Genomic DNA, 22,014 nt, shown 5'->3' with positions numbered 1-22,014 from the left:
GAATAGTTAATTAAATAATATAATAAGGGAGAGAAAAAATGATTAAAGATAAAAAATCTTTGAAGGCTACAACACCTTCAAGACGTAAGTTCTTTAAAGCGGCAGCAGTTACTGGTGCAGCAGCAGCAACAGCTGTAGCAATGCCTAATATTGCAACTGCAGGGTCTCACGCTACTGTATTAAAGATGCAAGCTGCTTGGCCTTCAGGCGCAAACATCTTTTTTGAAATGGCGCAAGACTACTGTAACATGGTTAGTGACATGTCTGGTGGATCACTTAAGATTGATCTTCAACCTGTTAATTCAATCGTTAAAACTTCAGAAATTGGAGCAGCGGTAAGTGATGGAATAGTTGATATGGGTCACTGGGTGACAGCATATTGGTATGGTAAAAACGCTGCAGCTTCACTTTTTGGAACTGGTCCTTCATACGGAATGTCATCTCAAGAAGTTATGGGATGGATGGAACGTGGTGGTGGAAGAAAATTATATGAAGAAGCAGTAGCTAGTGTTGGATATAACTACACTGGATTCTTTCATATGCCTATGCCAGCACAACCTTTCGGTTGGTTCAAAAAGAATGTAACTAAAGTATCTGATGTTAAAGGTATGAAGTATAGAACAGTTGGTCTAGCGACTAACGTTTTAACTGCTATGGGAATGGTCGTAAGACAATTACCAGGTGGTGAAATCCAACCAGCAATGAAAACTGGTTTGATTGATGCTGCTGAGTTTAACAACCCAACATCAGACTCACAGTTTGGAATGCAAGATGTCTCTAAACACTATCACTTAGGAAGTTTTCACCAATCTCAAGAGATGTTTGAAATTCCTATGAACACGAAGAGACTAAAAAGCCTTTCACCCGCTCATCAAGCTATCTTAAAAAACGCTGCATATGCTGCGAATACAGATAACTACTTCAAAGCACTTGTTAGATATTCTGACAGTTTAGCTATGTTGATGAACGAGCATAAGGTTAATGTTTACCAAACGTCTGATGCTATTTTAGCTGAGCAGTTAAAAGGTTGGGATAAAATTGTTGGAGAGTTCTCTGCAAAAGATGCATTCTTCAAGAAGGTTATCGATTCTCAAAAAGCATACGCTAAGAAAGTAATGAAGTACTTGCTGATGAATCAGCCTAATTACAAACTAGCTTATGAAAATGAGTTTGGTCCAATTGGAAAAGTTAAAATTTAATTAGCTTTTAAATAATTTAAAAGAGGGGAGTTTTGGCTCCCCTTTTTTTATAGTACAGTTTTTAAAAAATTAAGGTATTCTATTCAAATCATGATGAGAGCTTACATAAAATTTGCTGACACATTAAGCACTTCAATAGGTAAAGCTTTTTCTTGGTGTATTGTCATTTTAATGGGTGGAACTTGCTATGAAGTAACAATGGCATATATATTTAACAAACCAACACTTTGGAATTTTGACTTTAGTATGCAGATGTATGGTGCAATATTGATGATGTCAGGAGCTTATTGTTTGGCAACGGAATCTCATGTCAGAGGAGATGTGATTTACAGATTATTCAAACCAAGAACACAAGGTTGGATTGATTTAATACTTTATTTTATTTTCTTTTTTCCTGGCGTAATAGCTTTAGCATTTTATGGATTTGAATATGCGGCACTTGCTTGGAAGATAAAAGAAACTAGCTGGAGTAGCCCAGCACAGATCAATATTTATATGGCAAAATCTTTGATACCAGCAGCAGGAGTATTCTTAACCATACAAGGAGTTGCTGAAGTATTTAGATCAATCATTTGTATTCAAACGGGACATTGGCCTGCAAGAATGGTTGTTGCAGAAGAAACAGAACAAATTTTAATGAGAACAGCTCAGGATGAGGATCAAAAAGATGTTATTTAGTTTAACAAATCCGGAAGTAGCTATCTTCATGATGGGGATATTTTTATTTGCAGTACTATTAGGGTTTCCAATTGCATTTACTCTAATGGCAATGGGAATAGGCTTTGGATATTATGCTTATTATGATCCTGTTTTAATGGATCATATTTTTGATAATAGAATATTTTCATTATTTGTAAAAAATACTTACACAGTTATGGATAATAATGTCCTCACTGCAGTCCCTCTCTTTTTATTTATGGGGTATTTAGTTGAAAGAGCTGGAATTGTATCAAAATTATTTTTCGCAATAAGACTTGCAGCTCATAGATTACCAGCTTCAATGGCAGTAGCTGCATTAATAACTTGTACTTTATTTTCTACAGCAACTGGAATTATTGGTGCTGTTGTAACCTTAATGGGCTTACTTGCTTGGCCCGCAATGGTTAAAGCGGGATATGATAAAAAATTTGCATCAGGAGTAATTTGTGCTGGGGGATGTCTGGGTATTTTAATACCACCAAGTATTATGTTAATTGTATATTCAGTGATTGCGCAATTATCACCTTTAAGATTATTTGCTGCAGCAATTTTCCCAGGACTTTTACTTGCAAGTTTATATATAGCTTATGTTGTAATCAGAGCTTGGATAAATCCATCAATTGCACCCAAGCCAGATGCAGCGGACATTCCACCAAGAGCAGAGATTTTAAAAGAAGTACTAGTTTCTTTTGTCCCGCTTTTTGGCTTAATAATGCTGGTACTTGGAACAATTCTGGCAGGTATAGCAACACCAGCAGAGGCAGCAGCAGCAGGAGCATTTGGAGCAATACTCTTATCCTGGTTTTACAAAACTCTTAAGTGGCAAAGTTTTAAAGAATCTGTCTTTCTAACAGCAAAAACCACAGCAATGATTATGTGGTTATTTATTGGTTCATGGACTTTCTCTTCAGTCTTTTCTTATTTGGGTGGTCATGAAATTTTTGAGCATTTTTTCAAATCAATAGAAATAACAACTTGGCAATTCTTAATTATTACACAAATAATAATTTTTCTTTTAGGATGGCCGTTAGAATGGACTGAAATCTTAATTATATTTGTACCAATATTTTTACCGTTACTTGAGGTATTTGATGTTAATCCATATTTCTTTGCAATGTTGATTGCTTTGAATTTACAAACATCTTTTTTGACACCACCCATGGCCATGTCTGCCTATTATTTAAAAGGTGTACAAAAAAACAATGTTGAGCTGATGGAAATATTTGCAGGAATTATGCCATTCTTGGCCATAGTAATATTTGCAATGTTCCTTATGTATATGTTTCCAGGTATTGCTTTATGGCTACCAGAAACATTATTTGCAAACTAAGTAATTTAAAATTATGAACATATTTTCTCTTACAACTAATAAGTTAGTAGAACACTTAAAAACAGGTCAAATTTCCTCTGTAGAGGTTTGTACACAATATATTGAAAGAATTGAAAAATTTGAAAAAGATATCAATGCTTGGGAATATTTTGATAAAAAAAAACTTTTAGAAAAAGCAGAAGAAGCGGATGAATACAGAAAATCAGGAAAGCCTCTAGGTTCTTTACACGGCCTACCCATTGCAGTTAAGGATATAATAGGTACTTTTGAAATGCCTACTGAATGTGGAACTCCATTAAGAAAAAAAATGCCAAGTTCTCAAGACTCTGAAGTTGTCAATTTACTTAAAATTGCAGGAGCAATAGTTATGGGAAAAACTGTAACTACAGAACTTGCATATTTTCACCCAGGCAAAACTACTAACCCACACGATAATTCAAGAACACCTGGTGGATCTTCAAGTGGTTCTGCAGCTGCAGTTGCAGCTCATATGGCACCACTATCAATTGGATCACAAACTAATGGATCAATTATTAGACCTGCTTCTTATTGTGGGGTTGTTGGGTATAAACCATCTTATGGACTAATCTCTCGAAGTGGAGTTTTAAAACAGTCAGACAAGTTAGATCACATAGGTGTTTTTGGAAAAACTGTTGAAGATGTTGCCTTATTAACAAAATCATTAATTAAAAAAGATTTATATGATAGTTCAACTATTCATTATTCATCTGATGAAATGCTAAAAGTTTGTAAAAAAGGACCATTATACGAACCAAAATTTATTTTTTACAAAACTAAAAATTGGAAAAATGTAGATAAAGAATCCCAAAAGTCTTTTGAGTTTTTTATAAAAACATTCAAAAAAAATATTGAAGTATTTGATACACCTTCATATTTTGATGATATTCCAAAATACCATAAAATAATTCATGAAACAGATATGGCTAATAATTTCCAAGGTTACTACAAAAAATCTAAGAAAAAACTTTCTAAAGAAATGGTTGGCGCCATCGAAAGAGGTTTAAAATACTCAGCAAAAGATTATGTTGAAGCAATGGACTTTATGAAAAGAAGTTATGAATCCTTTAAAGAAGTGTTTGAGGACTATCATGGTGTGTTAAGCCCATCCACAACTGGGGTTGCACCTAAGGGTTTAAAGAGTACAGGTAGCCCAGAATTTTGTACTACCTGGACTTATATGGGTTTACCTTCTATTTCATTACCTTTACTTACAGGTGCTAATAATTTACCATTAGGAGTTCAGTTAATTGGAGACAAGCTAGATGATTTAAGATTTCTAGGTGTAGCCAATTGGTTAGAAAAAAATTGTAAAAAATATGCTAAATAATATAACAAAATTTCTAGGTACTTTCCTTGCAGCAATTTTTCTTATCGGTTTAGCAACCACATTGACAAGATCATCAATGATAGGTTTTTGGGATGTGTTGCCAGTATTTATTTTGATGGCTATTGCAATTTTTATGATGGTCTACGAAGCCTTTTTCGACAAAAACTAATTTTCTACTTATAGTGAATAATTCTAAAAATAATTATTTACCTTTTCTATTATTATTTATCCAACCAATTTTTATGGCTAGCAATTTGATAGTTGCAAGAGGAGGAGTTGAGTATGTACCACCAATTTCTTTAGCTTTTTGGAGGTGGGCAGCTGTCTTCTTAATGTTGCTCCCTTTTACTTTTATCTCATTAAAAAAAAATTTTAAATTTGTAAAAAAAGAATACAAAAGAATATTTTTTATTGGATCAATGGGCTGCGGTGTTTGTGGAGCTTTTCCATTTTTAGCAGGACAAACGACGACTGTTACTAATATGGGAATTATTTATTCATCATCTCCAATATTTATAATTCTAATCTCCTGCATCTTTTTTAAAGAAAAAATAAATTTTCTTAGAATTGTTGGTCTGGCTTCTTGTTTAATAGGTGTTTTTGCTATCATTATTAAAGGTGATTTATCTCTGCTAATTAGCCTTAAATTTACAATTGGTGATTTATGGATGCTAGCTTCTTCTATCGGGTGGGCTCTCTACTCTATTTACTTATTTTACTGGAAAACTAATTTAAAAATTTTTGATAGATTTACTTTGATTGCTTTTTTCGGTGTAGTGAGTTTGCTTCCATTTTATTTAATAGAAGAGACTTTCTTTGTAAGAACTGTTTTTAATTCAGACTTTTTTATGTGGGTTTTATTTGCAGCTATCTCACCAGGAATTATAGCTTTTACGTTATATACAATGGCCCAGAAAAGTCTTGGAGCATCAATTACTGGTTTCACTTTATATATATTTACCGTCTACAGTGCTATTTATGGTTATTTATTTTTTAATGAGCAGTTAGAGTATTATCATTATTTAGGAACTATCTTAGTTTTTGGTGGAGTTTATTTAGTTAAAAAAAAAAGTAAATATGAAAAAAAAAATTAAAGAGTATTTATTGAAAATAATTTTAATTATACTGATAGCATACTTTTCTTTACTTTTTATTATATTTATATTTCAACGAAACTTATTATACGACCCAAAAGAAAATAATTACTTTGGTGACGAATTAAAAGTTAAAATAGAAAAAGTAAAAATTAAGACGAGTGATAATTTTGAATTACTTGGATGGTTTCATGAAAAAGATCTTAGCAATTTTAAAACTTTAGTTTTCTTCCATGGTAATGCAGGAACATTAGAAAATAGAATACATAAAATTAATCATTTTAAAGACATGAATATAAATTTTCTAATAATTTCTTGGAGAGGATTTAGTGGAAACTTAGGCAAACCATCAGAAAAAGGTCTATATGAAGATGGTGAAAGTGCAATTAATTGGTTAAAAAGAAAAGGCCTTAAAGATAATGACATTATTCTGTATGGTGAGTCTTTAGGTACTGGGATTGCAACTCATGTTGCTCAAAACCATAAATTTGCAGGCGTTATACTAGAATCTCCATTTACATCTATGGTTGACGCAGCAAAAAATGTGTATCCATATTTTCCAATTAGATTTTTACTTAAAGATAAATACGAAAGTGATAAAAAAATTAAAAATCTTAAGTCCCCAATTCTGATTATGCATGGAGAAGAAGATAAAATAGTGCCATTTTGGATGGGTAAAAGGATGTACAAGCTTGCTAATGAGCCAAAATATTCTTATTTTTCTGAAAAAGATAATCACATGATGGAATATAATGAAAAAATGATTCTAGTTTTGAAGGAATATTTAAAGAGTTTAAATTAAGCCACAATCTGACCAAATAATTTACAAATTTCATTTCTATAAATAGATAGTGAAAAAATTCATTATAACATCATTTTACTTAATCTTTATTTCAAGTTCTGTAATTGCAGAAAATATAGAATCTTCAGCAAATACACTTTTTCATATAGGTCAAATGAACTCTCATAATAAAAATTTTGCTCTTTTTTTTAAAACTAGAGATAAAGCTATTTTAGCAAGAGGTGAGGATTATAATTATGTTACAGATTTTCCTCAGGATTTATATATCTATAATTATAAAACAAAAATTTCATCACCATTAATTTCATATGAATGGTTTCCTTCACAGGCAAAACACCTCTTAGAAGGTTATGACTATCCAGTTTTCCCAGAAGACTTTGCTTATTATTTGTTAAAAGACAACAATACTTTAGTCATGATTAGTGCAATTAAAAATATAAGAAAAAATTTTAAATTTGATATTGCTAATAAAAAATTAAACTCATACCCATCAAATGGTAAGTTTGATTTTATAATTTCATCAATAGCAAAAAATTGTGGGCATTCAAACCTTAAAGAAAATTATAAATGTAGCTACTACAAACCTTTAATTTCTAATAATCTAATTAATTAATTTGAGTAAATGCTTCAGCAAATTTTTCTGCATTAAAGATTTGTAAATCATCTTCTTTTTCACCAAGTCCAAGAGCAATTATTGGAAGCTTATATTTTTTAGCAAGTGCTAATAAAATTCCTCCTTTTGCAGTGCTATCTAATTTTGTCATTATCAAACCAGTAAGAGGTATAATTTTATTAAACTCTTCCACTTGACTGATAACATTTTGGCCAGAGGTTGCGTCAAGCACTAGGATTACATCGTGAGGAGCATCTGGATCTATTTTTTTAGTCACATGGGCAATTTTTTTGTATTCTTCCATTAAATTTTTTTTATTTTGCAATCTCCCTGCTGTATCAATTAAAACATGACTAAAATCACTCTTTAATGCTTCCTCAATTGCTTTGTAGGCGACTGATGCGGGGTCTGACCCTTGAGTAGATTTTGTAATTTGTACATCAATTTTATTAGCCCAGCTTTCTAATTGTTCTATAGCAGCTGCTCTAAACGTATCGCAGGCAGAAAACATAACTTTGTTACCATTAGATTTTAAAATTTTACCAACTTTTCCAATAGTTGTTGTTTTTCCAACCCCATTAACTCCTGATACTAGGACTGCGTTGAGCTTTTCTTTTTTATTAAAAAAATTCTCATTTTCCAAAGGTTTCATTAAAGTGATTATATAGTTTTTAAGAATTAAATTTACCTCATTCATAATATCTTTTTTTGGGTCAATTTTTTCTTGAGCAATAATTTTTTTAATTTCTTCAGCTGCAACAAGACCAACATCTGATTGAATTAAATAATCTTCAATTTGATCTAATGTTTTGTCATCTATTTCTTTTTTTACAATTATATCTCTTAAACCAGACGTAAATGCAGAAGCACTTTTTTTAAAACCAATTTTAAATTTATCAAAAATTCCCATTATAATTTAATGTCAATATTTTTGATATCAGACACGGGTCCTTTCATATGGATGCTATTTCTTTCATCAATAGAAATTGTTAAATTACCTAATGCAAATTCTATATCTGTAGTTTTTTCTACCAGATTATTAATATTAGCTGCAACAGCAGTTGCACACGCTGCAGTACCACAAGCCTTGGTAAGTCCAGCTCCTCTTTCCCAAACTTTTACTTTTATTAAATTTTTATTCATAACTTTTGCCAAGGTCACATTACATTTTTCTGGAAATAGTGGATGATTTTCAATTTTTGGACCAATAGTTTGTAAGTCAAATGCTTCAATATCTTCTACAAAAAAAATTATGTGGGGATTGCCTACATTTATAGCTGTTCCACCAATATGTTTGGTGTTATTTCTGTCCATAATTTCAATTTTTAAGTCTTGTGTATCTAGCTGCTTACTTAAAGGAATCTCTTGCCAATTAACTTTTGGCACACCTATTTCAGTCTCAACTAAATTATTTCCTAAAATTTTTGATTTTAAAGAGCCAGAAGCTGTTAAGAGCGTTATTTCTTTTTTACCACTTTCTTTTGATAGAAGATCTGCCACACATCTAGTGCCATTTCCACAAGCACCAGATGCACTTCCATCTGAATTATAGAATTCTAAATCTGCATCTATTTCTTTATTTTTTTTAATTAGAATGAGTTGATCACATCCAATGAAACTACGATCACATACTTTAATTATTTGATCTTTATCTAAATTGAAATCCTGGCTTCTTTGATCGATAATTACAAAATCATTGCCCAAACCATCCATTCTAAATGCTTTAATATCCATATGTAGATATTTAACTTATTTATTGACTTTTTGAACCTCTATTATAGGTTGTCCTCGTTTCCACAAAAACGTTAAATTTGTGGTGTCTTTGGAGACAAAGAGATCAACACTAGTCAGCGATATTCGCCCACTAGTGCGAAACTGCTGTGCGTAATAAATATGTTTGAAAACTTAACAAATAAATTCGAAGAAATTTTTTCTTCTTTAAAAAAATCAGCTTCACTTGATGAGAATCAAGTAGATGAAGGTCTAAGAAGTATTAGACAGGCTTTATTAGAAGCCGATGTGTCTCTAGATGTAACTAAAGATTTTATAGAAAAAGTTAAGCCAAAGGTTATGGGTCAAGAAATAATTCGATCAACCTCTCCAGGAGATATGGTTGTTAAAATTGTTTATGATGAACTAGTAAGCCTTTTAGGTGAAAGTAACACAGATATTAATTTAAATGCAGTTCCGCCAGTTCCAATGATGCTGGTAGGTCTTCAAGGTTCTGGTAAAACTACAACAACAGCAAAATTAGCTAAATATTTAGAAAAAAATAAAAAGAAAAAAATAATGATGGTCAGTCTTGATGTGTATAGGCCAGCTGCACAAGAACAACTAAGATCGTTAGGAGAGCAAAATGATATTTTAACATTACCTATTATTGAAGGGCAGCTACCAGCAGATATTTGTAGAAGAGCAGTTAGTGCTGCAAACCTAAATGGTGCAGAGATTATATTATTTGATACAGCAGGCAGAACACAAATAGACCTTCAGATGATGAGTGAGATTAAACAAATAGAAAGCATAATTAACCCAACGGAAGTATTTTTAGTTGCAGATTCTTTAACAGGACAGGTTGCTGCAGAAGTGGCAAAAGAATTTAAGAATACTGTAAATTTGACAGGTATTGTTTTAACAAGAGCTGATGGTGATGCAAGAGGTGGTGCGGCCCTTAGTATGAAATATGTTTCTCAAGTGCCAATTAAGTTTTTAGGGGTAGGAGAAAAAATAGAAAATTTAGAAGTTTTTTATCCAGATAGAATAGCTAATAGAATATTAGGTATGGGAGACATCGTTTCTCTTGTCGAAAAAGCTGCAGAAGATCTTGGTGAAGAGAATATAAAAAAAGCAGAAGAGAATTTAAAAAAAGGACAATTCTCTATGGAAGATTATTTAACACAGCTTAGACAAATGAAAAAAATGGGAGGCATAGAAGGAATTATGTCGTTTATGCCAGGTGTTTCTAAAATGAAATCACAAATGGATGCTTCGGGAATTGATGAAAGCGTTATTACTAAAAATGAAGCAATCATTTTATCTATGACAAAAAAAGAAAGAGGAAATCCTAAAATCATTGATGGTTCTAGAAAAAAAAGAATTGCTAATGGTTCTGGAACAGATGCGGCCACTATCAATAAATTGCTTAAGCAATTTAAAATGATGTCTGAAATGATGAAGAAGATGTCAAAAGGAAACCTGAAGGGTATGTCTGATAAAGGAATACCTCCAGAACTACTAAATCAACTTAAATAAAAAAAGGAAAAAAAATGATAAAAATAAGACTATCAAGAGGTGGAACAAAGAAAAGACCAGTATACAAAGTAGTTATAGCCGACAGTCGTCGTGCAAGAGATGGAAGATTTATTGAGAAGGTAGGATTCTTTAATCCTCTTTTACCAAAAGATAAAAAAGAAAGAGTAGGACTAGAAGCAGAAAGAATTAAATATTGGTTAGGTCAAGGTGCTCAACCAACTACTAGAGTTGCAAGAATTTTAGGTGAAAATGGTATTATAGCAATGCCTGCAAACGGTAGTAATCCAAATAAAGCTATTCCTAAAAAAGAAAGAAAAAAAGAAGGAGACGAAGCAGCCCCAGCAGCAGAAGCTCCTAAAGCAGCAGAAGCTCCTAAAGCAGAAGCAGCTCCAAAGGAAGAAGCTCCTAAAGCAGAAGAAGCAGCTCCAGTAGCAGAAGCTCCAAAGGAAGAAGCTCCTAAAGCAGCAGAAGCTCCTAAAGCAGAAGCAGCTCCAAAGGAAGAAGCTCCTAAAGCAGAAGAAGCAGCTCCAGTAGCAGAAGCTCCAAAGGAAGAAGCTCCTAAAGCAGAAGAAGCAGCTCCAGTAGCAGAAGCTCCAAAGGAAGAAGCTCTTAAAGCAGAAGCTAAATAGTTGGATTCATGTGGCAAGCTCAGATATTCACACTCTATCCTGATTTTTTTCCTGGCCCTTTAAATAAAGGGCTATATGGAAAAGCTTTAACAAATAAAATTTGGGACTTAAAAGTTGTAAATATTAGAGAGGCCGCCGAGGATAAACACAAAACAGTAGACGATACTCCTTTTGGAGGTGGATCTGGAATGTTATTGAAAGCTGACATCTTAGCAAAATCTCTTGATGAAAATAAAAAAGAAGGTGAAAGAATTTTTTATTTATCACCAAAAGGAAAAAAGCTTGATCAGAAATTGGCACTAGAACTATCTAAAGAAAAATCCATTAGTTTAATTTGTGGTCATTTTGAAGGTGTTGATGAAAGATTATTATCTACAAGAAATATAGAAGAACTTAGCATAGGAGATTTTATTTTATCTGGAGGTGAAACCGCAGCATTTGTTGTGTTGGATAGTGTTCTTAGGTTACTTCCAGGTGTCTTGGGAAATGAACATTCAAAGACTGATGAGAGTTTTGAGAACGGGCTTTTGGAGTACCCCCAATACACAAAACCTCAAATTTGGGAGGAAAAAAGTGTTCCAGAAGTGTTATTATCAGGAGATCACAACAAAATTAAAGACTGGCGTTTATCACAATCAGAAGCTATAACACGCGTCCGAAGACCAGATTTGTGGAAAAAATATAAGAAAAACTAACCTAATAAATACTACTATGAAAACAATTGAAGAAATAAACCAACATAACGTTAAAAAAATACTAGCTGAGAAGAAAATTCCAGATTTTTTTCCAGGCGATATAGTAAAAGTTGGTGTTAGAATTACAGAAGGTAAAAAAGATAGAATTCAATATTTTGAAGGTGTGTGTATTGCTAGAAAAAATAGAGATTTAAACTCTTCGTTTACAGTTAGAAAAATATCATTTGGTGAAGGTGTTGAGAGAACATTCCCACTATATGGAACAGTAATTGAATCAATTACTGTTATTAGACATGGAAAAGTTAGAAGAGCAAAATTATATTACTTAAGAGATAGAACTGGTAAATCAGCTAGAATTGCTGAAAGGATTAGAAAAAAAATTGGTATAGAAGTTGATGTTAAACCAGAAACGGTAACTGAAGAAACTTTAGCACCAGTAGCAGAAAAACAAGCGGAGGTTCAAGCAGAACCTGAAAAACAACCAGAAGTTCAAGTAGAACCTAAAACAGAAAAATCAGAAGAAAAAAAATAATTTTTTTTTCAATGCCTTTAACTATTTACGATAAAATTTGGAACGATCACTTAGTAGATCAGCAAGATGATGGCACGGCATTATTATTCGTTGATCGGCATTTAGTACATGAAGTTACAAGTCCACAAGCTTTTGAAGGATTAAGAAATTCTAATAGAAAAGTTAGACAACCTGGTTTAACGCTAGCAGTTGCGGATCATAATGTTCCAACTACCGATAGATCTAAAGGAATAGCAGATGTGGAATCTAAAATTCAAGTAGATACCTTAGAAAGTAATTGTAAAGAATTTGGAGTTCAGTATTTAGGAATGAATGACAAGAGACAAGGAATTGTTCATATCATTGGTCCAGAACAAGGTTTTACACAGCCTGGAACAGTAATTGTTTGTGGAGACAGTCACACAGCAACACATGGTGCATTTGGTGCTTTGGCATTTGGAATTGGTACTTCCGAAGTGGAACATGTCTTAGCAACACAAACATTGGTTCAAAAAAAAGCAAAGAATTTTAGAATTAATGTTAATGGAAAACTTCCAATTGGTGTTACCTCTAAAGATGTAATTTTACAAATTATAGGAAACATTGGAACTGCAGGAGGAACAGGGTCGGTTATTGAGTATGCCGGCAGTCTAATTTCATCTTTAAGTGTAGAACAACGAATGACAATTTGTAATATGACTATTGAGGGAGGAGCAAGAGCAGGACTAATTGCTCCAGATGAAAAAATATTTGAATATTTAAAAGGTAAACCGATGTCTCCAAAAAATGAAAATTGGGATAAGGCTATGAAATATTGGGAAAGTTTAAAAACTGATGATGGAGCTAAATTTGATAAAGAAATAGATTTAGTAGCAGAAGACATTCTACCTATGATTACCTGGGGAACTTCTCCACAAGATGTAATCACTATAGATGGCAAAGTTCCAAATCCAAAAAATGAACAAGATGAAGACAAAAGGAACTCTTTAGAAAGGTCATTAAATTACATGGGTTTAGAGGCCGACACACTAGCTACAGACATTAAGATTGATAAGGTTTTTATAGGAAGTTGTACGAATGGAAGAATTGAAGATTTAAGGGAAGCTGCGAAAATATTAAAAGATAAAAAGAAAGCATCTCATGTTCATGCAATGGTTGTTCCAGGCTCAGGCTTAGTTAAAGAGCAGGCAGAGCAGGAAGGCCTAGATAAAATATTTATAGCCTCAGGTTTTGAATGGAGAGAGCCCGGTTGTTCGATGTGCCTTGCAATGAATGCAGATAAATTAAAACAAGGAGAAAGATGTGCCTCAACTTCAAACAGAAATTTTGAAGGAAGACAGGGTAGAGGTGGAAGAACACATTTAGTCAGTCCTGGAATGGCAGCAGCAGCTGCAATTTCTGGAAACTTAGATGATGTTAGAAAGTATCAAAACTAAAATGCAAAAATTCAACTCACTTACAAGTATCCCGGTATATTTACCAATAGTAAATATTGATACAGATATGATTATTCCAAAACAATTTCTTAAAACAATTAAAAGAACAGGGTTAGGAAAAAACTTATTTTTTGAAATGAGGTATGATGATAATGGAAATGAAATAAAAGATTTTATTTTAAATCAAGAACCTCACAATCAATCAAAAATATTAATTGCAGGAAAAAACTTTGGCTGTGGTTCATCAAGAGAGCATGCGCCATGGGCACTTTTAGATTTTGGAATTACATGCGTGATAAGCTCTAGTTATGCTGATATTTTTTACAGTAACTGTTTCAAAAATGGAATTTTACCAATTACTTTACCAGAAGAAAAAATAAAAGAATTATCAGAATATTCAAAAAGAAAAGAAGAAATTTCAATAGACCTAAATGAAGAAAAGATAATTTTTGGAAATAGTGAAATCAAGTTTGACATTGATCCTTTTAAGAAAAAATGTTTATTAGAAGGGCTTGATGATATTGCGCTGTCATTAGCCAAAAAAGAAAAAATCACAACCTTTGAAGAAAACTTAAAAAATAGTAAACCATGGATATTTAATGATAAAAATTAAAAAAAGAAAAATTTTACTTCTACCTGGGGATGGCATTGGACCTGAGGTTATTCAAGAAGTTAAAAAAGTTATTTTATGGTTGAATTCAAATAAATCTCTAGATTTTGAAATTGATCAAGATTTAGCTGGCGGTTGTTCTTATGATAAACATGGAACACCAATTACGGATGAAGTTTTTTACAAAGCTTTAGAAAGTGAATTTGTTATGCTGGGTGCAGTTGGTGGACCAAAATGGGATAACTTAGATTTTTCAAAAAAACCAGAAAGAGCCTTATTGAAATTAAGAAAAGAATTAAAATTATTTGCAAATTTAAGACCTGCAATTTGTTTTGAGCAATTAGTTGATGCCTCAACCCTAAAACCAGAAATTGTATCTGGATTAGACATTATGATAGTTAGAGAATTAACAGGTGGAATTTATTTTGGTGAGCCAAGAGGAATTAAGCCAATAGAAAATGGTGAAAGAAAAGGGATTAATACCCACTCATATACAACTAGCGAAATAGTTAGAGTAGCAAAAGTAGCTTTTGATCTAGCAAGAAAGAGATCAAATAAGGTCACCTCTTGTGAGAAGTCGAATGTAATGGAAGCTGGACAACTTTGGAAAGAAGAAGTCCAAGAGCTACACGACAAAGAATATAAAGATGTAGAATTAAGTCATATGCTTGCTGACAATTGTGCAATGCAATTATTAAAAAACCCAAAGCAATTTGATGTAATTGTTACTGATAATTTATTTGGAGATATGCTTTCAGATCAAGCCTCAATGTTAACTGGGTCTTTAGGTCTACTACCATCTGCTTCGCTTGGAGCAAAGAATAAAGATGGGGAAATGAGAGCAATGTATGAGCCAATTCATGGATCTGCACCAGATATAGCTGGCAAAGGTGTTGCAAACCCAATTGCATCAATTCTAAGTTTTGCAATGGCATTAAGATATTCATTAGATTTAGATAGTGAAGCTGATGCTTTAGAAAAAGCTGTGCAAGATATCTTAAATGATGGTCTTAGAACAAAAGATATCCTTTCTGAGGGAAAAAAAGAAGTATCAACATCAGCTATGGGTGATGCGATAATTTCAAAATTGCAATAATTAAATAATTATTCTAAAGTTCTGGAATGCCAAATTATACTGCACCAGTGGAAGACATGATGTTTCTTTTTGATAAATTAAGAAATAATAAAAATTATAATGATCTTGAAAAGTATAAAGAAGTTAATTCAGAATTAGTAAAAGATATTTTAGAAGAAGCAGCTAAGATTAACCAAAACTTAATATTACCATTAGCAAAATCAGGTGATGAGAACCCAACAGTTCTAGAGAATGGTGTGGTTAGAACGCCGCCTGGCTATAAAGAAGCTTATTCTAAATATATAGAAGATGGTTGGACTTCACTTTCTTGTGATCCAAAATATGGAGGACAAGGAATGCCAAAAACTGTAAGTGCTTTTTTTGACGAAATGTTATCATCTGCAAGTTTGTCATTTAAACTTTATAGTGAGTTAAGTATTGGTGCATATAATTGTATTTCTCATCATGCTACAGATGAAATAAAAGAAAAATACCTTCCAAAAATGGTTGAAGGAAAATGGAGTGGTACGATGTGTCTTACCGAACCAGTATGTGGAACTGATTTGGGACTTTTAAAAACTAAAGCTATTGAGCAATCTGACGGAACTTTTAAGTTAAGTGGGCAGAAAATTTTCATTACTTCGGGTGATCAAGACTTAACAGAGAATATTATCCATTTAGTTATTGCAAGAGTAGCTGATTCTCCAGCGGGAACAAAAGGAATAAGTTTATTTTTAGTACCTAAGTTTGTGGTAAATGATGATGGATCTATTGGGGCAAGAAATGGAGTTTCTACAGGGTCTATAGAAAGTAAAATGGGAATTAAAGGTTCTGCTACATGTGTATTAAACTTTGATGATGCAACTGGTTATATGATTGGATTAAAGAATAAAGGGTTAAATGCAATGTTTACCATGATGAATTTAGAGAGAATTGTTGTAGGAATTCAGGGCTTAGGAATTTCTGAAATTGCCTATCAAAATTCTTTAAGTTACGCGAAAGAAAGGAAACAAGGAAAAACAAATAATACAAAATCAACTAATGGAGCAGATTTTATAATTGAACATGCTGATATTAGAAAATCTTTGCTTAATATGAAATCTATTATTGAAGGTGAAAGAGCTTTATGTTTTTGGTTATCTCAACAAACAGAAGTTAGTCTTTATCATCCAGACGAAAAAATAAAGCAGGAAGCATCAGATATTGTGTCGTTAATGACACCAGTGGTTAAAACGATGTTTAGTGATATGGGAATGGAAATAACAAGTGAGGCTATGCAGGTTCATGGCGGTTATGGGTACACAAAAGACCAAGGAATAGAACAATTATATAGAGATAATAGAATCACCCCAATTTATGAAGGAACAAATTCAATTCAAGCAGCAGATTTGGTTTTTAGAAAATTGGTAAATAAAAATGGTGATATAATTAATAAGTATTTAGAGATGATCAAGAATGATTGCAGTACTGAAAATGAAAAATTAAAACCTTTCATAAAAGAATTAAAAACACACCTAGAAATTTTATCTTCTTTTACTGGCTGGATTAAAGAAAAAGTTCAAAACTCAAAAGACGATGCAAGTGCAGCATGTAATGACTACTTAAAAGCATTGGGCTTTGTGTCTATAGCACATGCGTGGATAAAAGTTCTAGAGGTAAGCTTTAAAGATTATGAACAAAACAAAGACTTTTATGAGGATAAAATACAAACTGCAAATTTTTATTTTAAAAGAGTTTTACCAAGAGCCGAAAGTCACTTTAAAACTGCTACATCAGGAAGTGACTATATAATGAATTTTAAATTCAGTTAATATGAGTCATTACGATACAAATTTAGATAAAAATGAGGCTAATTTTGTTCCTCTTTCCCCTTTAACATTTTTAGAAAGAACTAAAGATATATATCCAAATTATGAAGCCTTAGTTTATGAAAGTAGGTCGTACACCTGGGGAAAGGTTTATAAAAGATGTGTTAAGTTTGCTAGTGCACTAGATAAATTGGGGGTGAAAACTGGAGATACGGTTTCTATAATGGCTTTCAATACACCAGAAATTTTTGAAGCCCATTATTCAATACCAATGGTAGGAGCAGTAATTAATGCAATCAATACAAGACTAGATCCTAATACAGTAAGTTATATTTTACAGCATAGTGATGCAAAGGTTTTAATTGTAGATAGACAATTTTATGATGTAATTGAGAAGGCTTTAAAGAATGTTAAAAATAAAATTACAATTATTGATATTGACGACCAAGACATAGATACAAGTTCTTTTAAAAAAATAGGAGAACTTGAATATGAAAGTTTTTTAAATACAGGTGATGAAAATTACGAATGGAAAAAACCAAAAGATGAATGGGAAGCGATTTCATTAAGTTACACGTCTGGAACTACTGGAAGCCCAAAAGGAGTAGTTTATCATCACAGAGGCTCATATTTGATGTCAACCGGTAGTGCCACAGCTTGGAATATGCCTAACAAGCTAAATTTTTTATGTGTTGTGCCAATGTTCCATTGTAATGGCTGGTGCTATCCTTGGACACTAGCAATGTTACATGCAAGAGTAATTTGTTTAAGAAACATTGATATAAAAAAGATGTTTGAATTAATTGATAAATATGAAGTAACTCATTTCGGTGGAGCCCCAATAGTATTAAATATGATTGTTAATGCTCCAAAAGAAGATCAAAAAACCTTAAAAAGAAAAGTAAATGTTTTAACTGCAGGAGCACCACCACCAAGTATCATCTTTGAAAAAATGGAAAATCTTGGCTTTGAAGTGATGCATGTTTATGGATTAACAGAAACTTATGGTCATATGTTACAGTGCGCATGGAACGAAGATTGGAATTCATTAGAAAAAGACAAAAAGAATGAAATCAAAGCAAGGCAAGGCGTAAGGTACCCAAACACAGAGGGTGCTATTGTAATGGATCCAGAAACAATGAAACCAGTGCCCAAAGATGGAAAAACTATGGGTGAAATTATGATTAGAGGAAACATTGTAATGAAGGGTTATTATAAAGATAAAGAAGCAACAGATAGATCAATGTCAGGTGGATGGTTTCATTCAGGAGATTTAGCCGTGACTCATCCTGACGGATATATTAAAATTCAAGATAGATCTAAAGATATTATTATTTCTGGAGGAGAAAATATTTCTTCAATAGAAATTGAAAATGCAATTGCAAAACACCCTTCAGTTTCTTTAGCAGCTGTAGTTGCTAAGCCAGATGAAAAATGGGGAGAAACACCTTGTGCTTTTGTTGAATTAATTAAAGATAAGCCAGCAAGTGAAAAAGAAATAATAGATTTTTGTAGAGAAACATTGGCAGGATTCAAAATCCCTAAAAGTGTTATTTTTTGTGACTTACCAAAAACTTCAACAGGAAAAATCCAAAAATTTGAACTAAGAAAAAAGGTTAAGGAATTAAGTTGATTTTTCAGGTAGATAATAAGAATGTCTTTGTATCAGATTCAGGTCAAGGTATTGATAAAGAAAAAGTCACAATAGTTTTACTTCATGGAAGTGGTCTCTCACATATTGTTTGGTCTTTAACAGAGCAGTATTTATCAAATCAAAATTATAATGTTTTAGCAATTGATTTACCCGGTCATGGAAATTCTGAGGGTGATTGTTTAAAATCGATAGAAGAAATTTCAGATTGGTTAGAAAAAGTTTTTAAAGAACTTAATGTTTCTGAATTAACAATAATAGGTCATTCCCAAGGGTGTTTGGAAGCATTGGAATATTATTCAAGATATTCAAAAAGAGTTAAAAATTTAATATTTGTTGGTGGTTCTTATAGAATGCCCGTTAATCAAGATTTAATAGATCTTGCTGAGAGTGGAGATGATAAAGCAGTTAAATTAATGATGAAATGGAGCTATGAAAACTCTAAAAAGTTTATTGGAGGTAATCCTGTAGAAAAAATTATTAATTCTCCAAGAGATATTAGGAAGGTTTTAGCCATTGATCTTATAGCTTGTAATAATTATAAAAACGGATCTGAGGCTTTAAAATCAATCAAGTGTCCCACATTATTTATTTTTGGTGAACTAGATAAGATGGCTAACCTTGAAAAAGGCAAGAAATTTGCTGAACTTATTCCTAATTCAAAAACTCATATAATTAAGGATTGTGGACACATGATTATGTTTGAAAAAGCTTTTGAAATGAGAGAAAAGATCTCTGAATTTTTAAAAAAATGAAAAACTTTTTAATAGCAAAATCTAGAAGATTAAGAAGTACTCCTTATACTGCAAGAATAGAGAAACAAGGGGTTACAGCATACACAATTTATAATCATATGTTGTTACCTGCTGCATTTGGATCAATAGAGGATAGTTACAAACATTTAAAAGAGCATGTTCAAGTATGGGATGTTGCTGCAGAAAGACAAGTAGAAATATCAGGAAAAGACTCTGCAGAATTAGTACAATTGATGACATGTAGAGATTTATCAAAATCTAAAATTGGGAGATGTTATTATTGTCCAATAATAGATGAAAATGGAAATTTAGTTAATGATCCAGTTGTTCTAAAGCTGGATGAAAATAGATGGTGGCTATCAATAGCAGACTCAGATGTAATCTTTTTTGCCAAAGGTTTAGCATCTGGACATAAATTTGATGTTAAAATTATAGAACCAGTGGTGGATATAATGGCAATACAGGGTCCGAAATCATTTGCATTAATGGAAAAAGTTTTTGGAAAAAAAATTACTGAACTAAAATTCTTTGGATTTGATTATTTTGATTTTGAAGGGACAAAACATCTTATAGCAAGGTCAGGATGGTCTAAGCAAGGTGGATATGAAGTTTATGTTCAAAATACAGAGTCGGGACAAAAATTATATGACTATCTTTTTGAAGTTGGAAAAGAATTTAATGTAGGACCTGGGTGTCCAAACTTAATAGAGAGAATTGAGAGTGCGTTACTATCTTATGGAAATGATTTTGATAACAGTGATAATCCATTTGAATGTGGTTTTGATCAATATGTTAGTTTGGATAGTGATATAAATTTTTTAGGAAAAGATAAATTAAAAGAAGTTAAATCAATAGGAGCCCAAAAGAAGTTAATGGGTATTAAAATTGATATAAAAGAAATTAGTCTAACAGGATCAAAAAATTTATATGATGAGAAAAATAATATAATTGGTGAATTAAGATCGGCTTGTTATTCACCTCATTTTCAAATGGTTATTGGAATAGCAATGATCCAGAAGTCCTACTGGGAAGTATCTCAAACCTTTAAAATTCAAATAAATGACAACACTTTTCGTGGAAAAGTTTGCGATTTACCCTTCATCTAGTATAAAAGCCTAATAACATCATGAATATAGCAATTGTAGGAGCCACAGGTAATGTTGGAAGAAAAATTCTCGAAGTTCTAGAGAGAAAAAAACTTCCTATAAAGGAACTATTTTTAGTTGCTTCACCAAGAAGTGCTGGTCAAAAAATAAATTTTAGTGGCAAAGAACATGAGGTCTTTAACCTTGAAACATTTGATTTTTCAAAAATTAAAATTACTTTCTTTGCAGCAGGTGGAAAAATTTCAGAACAATATGCTTTAAAAGCAGCAAAGCACTCAATAGTTATAGATAATTCTAGTTTTTTTAGAATGGATCCTGATGTGCCATTAATTGTTCCACAGGTAAATCCAGAAGCAATTAAGAATATGAAAAAAAATATAATTGCTAACCCTAATTGCTCAACAGCTCAGTTAGTAATTGCTCTTAAACCGTTACATGACTTATTCAATATTGTACGAATAGTTGTTTCGACATATCAGTCTGTTTCAGGTGGTGGCAAAGACCCTATGGATGAACTAATAGAACAAACTAAATCATCCCTAGAAAATAAACAAATTAAACCTAGAAATTTTACTAAACAAATTGCTTTTAATGCCATTCCTCACATCGATGTTTTTGCAGATGATGGTTACACTAAAGAAGAATTAAAAATGACCAATGAAACTAAAAAAATTCTTGGTGACAAAATAGAATTAACAGCAACATGTGTAAGAGTTCCAGTTATGGTTTCTCATGCGGAGTCAGTAAATATTCAATTTGAAAAATCATTTTCTTTAGAAAAAGTTAGAGACACTCTTAGTAAAGCAGAGGGCTGTAAAGTTTATGATAAAAGAGAAGATGGAGGATATAGTACTCCAATTGAAGCAGAAGGTAGAGACGAAACTTATATTTCAAGAATAAGAGAAGATAAAACTAACAAGAATTCATTAAACCTATGGATTGTTTCTGATAATTTACTTAGAGGAGCGGCATTGAATGCTGTTGAAATTGCAGAAACTTTAATTAAAAATAATCTTAATGGAAAATAATAATCCTTTATCACCACATATTCAGATCTACAGATGGCACATATCTTCTTTAGTATCTATTTCACATAGAATTACAGGAATAATAAATATAGCTGCCATAACAATAATTTGTTTTTGGATTGCATCCTTACTACTAGGTGAAAATAGTTATGAGTTTACTAAGGTATTTTTAAATTCTATTTTAGGAAAATTCATAATTTTAGGTTTAACATGGTCATTTAGTTTCCAGATATTAAGTGAAATAAGACATTTAATTATGGACCTAGGATATGGGTTTGAATTAAAAGTATCAAAGATAACAGGATTAATCGTGATCATTGGTTCATTTTTTTTAACAATTTTAATTTATTTAATTGGAAAGCAATTTATTTAG

General features: G+C 32.0%; 22 protein-coding genes. 20 read left to right on the top strand and 2 right to left on the bottom strand.

From position 1 onward, the window contains the following. The first annotated feature begins 38 nt into the window (after positions 1-38). The 7 genes from ABXT39_RS06520 to ABXT39_RS06490 all read left to right on the top strand — a co-directional run bounded on the left by ABXT39_RS06520 (position 39) and on the right by ABXT39_RS06490 (position 7,085). On the top strand, positions 39-1,199 hold the full coding sequence (locus tag ABXT39_RS06520) for a TRAP transporter substrate-binding protein (protein ID WP_415294915.1): 1,161 nt from the start codon (positions 39-41) through the stop codon (positions 1,197-1,199). Positions 1,200-1,292: 93 nt separating this feature from the next. Beyond that, positions 1,293-1,877 carry a TRAP transporter small permease subunit gene (locus ABXT39_RS06515; RefSeq protein WP_415279175.1) on the top strand — a complete coding sequence of 195 codons (585 nt, stop codon included), beginning with the start codon at positions 1,293-1,295 and terminating at the stop codon, positions 1,875-1,877. Next, positions 1,867-3,228 carry a TRAP transporter large permease gene (locus ABXT39_RS06510; protein ID WP_415294914.1) on the top strand — a complete coding sequence of 454 codons (1,362 nt, stop codon included), beginning with the start codon at positions 1,867-1,869 and terminating at the stop codon, positions 3,226-3,228. The genes ABXT39_RS06515 and ABXT39_RS06510 overlap by 11 nt, the downstream gene beginning before the upstream one ends. 10 nt (positions 3,229-3,238) lie before the next feature. Next, complete coding sequence (locus tag ABXT39_RS06505) at positions 3,239-4,576, top strand: amidase (protein ID WP_415295925.1); 1,338 nt, start codon at positions 3,239-3,241, stop codon at positions 4,574-4,576. Between the two features lie 182 nt (positions 4,577-4,758). Next, on the top strand, positions 4,759-5,670 hold the full coding sequence (locus ABXT39_RS06500) for a DMT family transporter (protein ID WP_415294913.1): 912 nt from the start codon (positions 4,759-4,761) through the stop codon (positions 5,668-5,670). Continuing rightward, entirely contained in the window at positions 5,654-6,472 is an 819-nt protein-coding gene (locus ABXT39_RS06495) for an alpha/beta hydrolase (RefSeq protein ID WP_415294912.1), read from the top strand. Before ABXT39_RS06500 ends, ABXT39_RS06495 begins: the two co-directional genes overlap by 17 nt. Before the next feature lie 49 nt (positions 6,473-6,521). Then, complete coding sequence (locus ABXT39_RS06490; RefSeq protein ID WP_415294911.1) at positions 6,522-7,085, top strand: hypothetical protein; 564 nt, start codon at positions 6,522-6,524, stop codon at positions 7,083-7,085. On the opposite strand, the gene ftsY is transcribed toward ABXT39_RS06490, so the two are convergent. After that, positions 7,078-7,995: a signal recognition particle-docking protein FtsY gene (gene ftsY / locus ABXT39_RS06485; RefSeq protein ID WP_415294910.1), complete on the bottom strand. Its 918-nt coding sequence runs from the start codon at positions 7,993-7,995 to the stop codon at positions 7,078-7,080. The genes ABXT39_RS06490 and ftsY overlap by 8 nt on opposite strands. Further along, positions 7,995-8,819, bottom strand: a complete 825-nt coding sequence (dapF, locus tag ABXT39_RS06480) for a diaminopimelate epimerase (protein WP_415294909.1) — start codon at positions 8,817-8,819, stop codon at positions 7,995-7,997. Before dapF ends, ftsY begins: the two co-directional genes overlap by 1 nt. A 159-nt stretch (positions 8,820-8,978) precedes the next feature. On the opposite strand from dapF, the gene ffh reads away from it, so the two are divergent. Genes ffh through sdhC form a run of 13 tightly spaced genes read left to right on the top strand, consistent with a single transcriptional unit; the run spans position 8,979 to position 22,014 of the window. After that, the gene (gene ffh, locus ABXT39_RS06475; RefSeq protein WP_415294908.1) at positions 8,979-10,337 is read left to right on the top strand and encodes a signal recognition particle protein; all 1,359 of its coding nucleotides are present in this window, start codon (positions 8,979-8,981) and stop codon (positions 10,335-10,337) included. Between the two features lie 14 nt (positions 10,338-10,351). Then, the gene (rpsP, locus tag ABXT39_RS06470) at positions 10,352-10,966 is read left to right on the top strand and encodes a 30S ribosomal protein S16 (protein ID WP_415294907.1); all 615 of its coding nucleotides are present in this window, start codon (positions 10,352-10,354) and stop codon (positions 10,964-10,966) included. Positions 10,967-10,974: 8 nt separating this feature from the next. Continuing rightward, positions 10,975-11,661 (top strand): tRNA (guanosine(37)-N1)-methyltransferase TrmD, encoded by a 687-nt coding sequence (gene trmD, locus ABXT39_RS06465; protein WP_415294906.1) that lies wholly within the window; start codon positions 10,975-10,977, stop codon positions 11,659-11,661. Positions 11,662-11,677: 16 nt separating this feature from the next. Beyond that, positions 11,678-12,193 carry a 50S ribosomal protein L19 gene (rplS, locus tag ABXT39_RS06460; protein WP_415294905.1) on the top strand — a complete coding sequence of 172 codons (516 nt, stop codon included), beginning with the start codon at positions 11,678-11,680 and terminating at the stop codon, positions 12,191-12,193. Positions 12,194-12,204: 11 nt separating this feature from the next. After that, positions 12,205-13,608 (top strand): 3-isopropylmalate dehydratase large subunit, encoded by a 1,404-nt coding sequence (gene leuC / locus ABXT39_RS06455; protein ID WP_415294904.1) that lies wholly within the window; start codon positions 12,205-12,207, stop codon positions 13,606-13,608. 1 nt (position 13,609) lies between these two features. Beyond that, the gene (gene leuD / locus ABXT39_RS06450) at positions 13,610-14,221 is read left to right on the top strand and encodes a 3-isopropylmalate dehydratase small subunit (protein WP_415278167.1); all 612 of its coding nucleotides are present in this window, start codon (positions 13,610-13,612) and stop codon (positions 14,219-14,221) included. After that, positions 14,208-15,314, top strand: coding sequence for a 3-isopropylmalate dehydrogenase (gene leuB / locus ABXT39_RS06445; RefSeq protein ID WP_415294903.1), 1,107 nt, complete (start codon positions 14,208-14,210; stop codon positions 15,312-15,314). The genes leuD and leuB overlap by 14 nt, the downstream gene beginning before the upstream one ends. Positions 15,315-15,340: 26 nt before the next feature. Next, positions 15,341-17,104 carry an acyl-CoA dehydrogenase C-terminal domain-containing protein gene (locus ABXT39_RS06440; protein WP_415294902.1) on the top strand — a complete coding sequence of 588 codons (1,764 nt, stop codon included), beginning with the start codon at positions 15,341-15,343 and terminating at the stop codon, positions 17,102-17,104. Position 17,105: 1 nt separating this feature from the next. Next, positions 17,106-18,734, top strand: coding sequence for a long-chain-fatty-acid--CoA ligase (locus ABXT39_RS06435; RefSeq protein WP_415294901.1), 1,629 nt, complete (start codon positions 17,106-17,108; stop codon positions 18,732-18,734). Next, positions 18,731-19,507 carry an alpha/beta fold hydrolase gene (locus ABXT39_RS06430; RefSeq protein ID WP_415294900.1) on the top strand — a complete coding sequence of 259 codons (777 nt, stop codon included), beginning with the start codon at positions 18,731-18,733 and terminating at the stop codon, positions 19,505-19,507. The genes ABXT39_RS06435 and ABXT39_RS06430 overlap by 4 nt, the downstream gene beginning before the upstream one ends. Next, positions 19,504-20,613 (top strand): dimethylsulfoniopropionate demethylase, encoded by a 1,110-nt coding sequence (locus ABXT39_RS06425; RefSeq protein WP_415294899.1) that lies wholly within the window; start codon positions 19,504-19,506, stop codon positions 20,611-20,613. Before ABXT39_RS06430 ends, ABXT39_RS06425 begins: the two co-directional genes overlap by 4 nt. A 20-nt stretch (positions 20,614-20,633) precedes the next feature. Then, positions 20,634-21,641 carry an aspartate-semialdehyde dehydrogenase gene (locus ABXT39_RS06420; RefSeq protein WP_415294898.1) on the top strand — a complete coding sequence of 336 codons (1,008 nt, stop codon included), beginning with the start codon at positions 20,634-20,636 and terminating at the stop codon, positions 21,639-21,641. Then, the gene (sdhC, locus tag ABXT39_RS06415) at positions 21,631-22,014 is read left to right on the top strand and encodes a succinate dehydrogenase, cytochrome b556 subunit (protein ID WP_415278160.1); all 384 of its coding nucleotides are present in this window, start codon (positions 21,631-21,633) and stop codon (positions 22,012-22,014) included. Before ABXT39_RS06420 ends, sdhC begins: the two co-directional genes overlap by 11 nt.

This window comes from Candidatus Pelagibacter sp. Uisw_113, from assembly GCF_047717815.1.
GTDB lineage: Bacteria > Pseudomonadota > Alphaproteobacteria > Pelagibacterales > Pelagibacteraceae > Pelagibacter.
The sequence above is the reverse complement of the archived record's forward strand: the minus strand, read 5'-3'. Positions and strand labels throughout refer to the sequence as shown.

Excerpts from the sequence above, each read along its gene's own strand:
- ABXT39_RS06425 (WP_415294899.1), top strand. The coding sequence starts at position 19,504 with ATGAAAAACTTTTTAATAGCAAAATCTAGAAGATTAAGAAGTACTCCT.
- ABXT39_RS06520 (WP_415294915.1), top strand. The coding sequence starts at position 39 with ATGATTAAAGATAAAAAATCTTTGAAGGCTACAACACCTTCAAGACGT.
- rpsP (WP_415294907.1), top strand. The coding sequence starts at position 10,352 with ATGATAAAAATAAGACTATCAAGAGGTGGAACAAAGAAAAGACCAGTA.
- ABXT39_RS06515 (WP_415279175.1), top strand. The coding sequence starts at position 1,293 with ATGAGAGCTTACATAAAATTTGCTGACACATTAAGCACTTCAATAGGT.
- ftsY (WP_415294910.1), bottom strand. The coding sequence starts at position 7,995 with ATGGGAATTTTTGATAAATTTAAAATTGGTTTTAAAAAAAGTGCTTCT.
- leuD (WP_415278167.1), top strand. The coding sequence starts at position 13,610 with ATGCAAAAATTCAACTCACTTACAAGTATCCCGGTATATTTACCAATA.
- ABXT39_RS06435 (WP_415294901.1), top strand. The coding sequence starts at position 17,106 with ATGAGTCATTACGATACAAATTTAGATAAAAATGAGGCTAATTTTGTT.
- rplS (WP_415294905.1), top strand. The coding sequence starts at position 11,678 with ATGAAAACAATTGAAGAAATAAACCAACATAACGTTAAAAAAATACTA.
- leuB (WP_415294903.1), top strand. The coding sequence starts at position 14,208 with ATGATAAAAATTAAAAAAAGAAAAATTTTACTTCTACCTGGGGATGGC.
- ABXT39_RS06510 (WP_415294914.1), top strand. The coding sequence starts at position 1,867 with ATGTTATTTAGTTTAACAAATCCGGAAGTAGCTATCTTCATGATGGGG.
- ABXT39_RS06420 (WP_415294898.1), top strand. The coding sequence starts at position 20,634 with ATGAATATAGCAATTGTAGGAGCCACAGGTAATGTTGGAAGAAAAATT.
- ABXT39_RS06495 (WP_415294912.1), top strand. The coding sequence starts at position 5,654 with ATGAAAAAAAAAATTAAAGAGTATTTATTGAAAATAATTTTAATTATA.
- dapF (WP_415294909.1), bottom strand. The coding sequence starts at position 8,819 with ATGGATATTAAAGCATTTAGAATGGATGGTTTGGGCAATGATTTTGTA.
- leuC (WP_415294904.1), top strand. The coding sequence starts at position 12,205 with ATGCCTTTAACTATTTACGATAAAATTTGGAACGATCACTTAGTAGAT.
- trmD (WP_415294906.1), top strand. The coding sequence starts at position 10,975 with ATGTGGCAAGCTCAGATATTCACACTCTATCCTGATTTTTTTCCTGGC.
- ABXT39_RS06440 (WP_415294902.1), top strand. The coding sequence starts at position 15,341 with ATGCCAAATTATACTGCACCAGTGGAAGACATGATGTTTCTTTTTGAT.
- ffh (WP_415294908.1), top strand. The coding sequence starts at position 8,979 with ATGTTTGAAAACTTAACAAATAAATTCGAAGAAATTTTTTCTTCTTTA.
- sdhC (WP_415278160.1), top strand. The coding sequence starts at position 21,631 with ATGGAAAATAATAATCCTTTATCACCACATATTCAGATCTACAGATGG.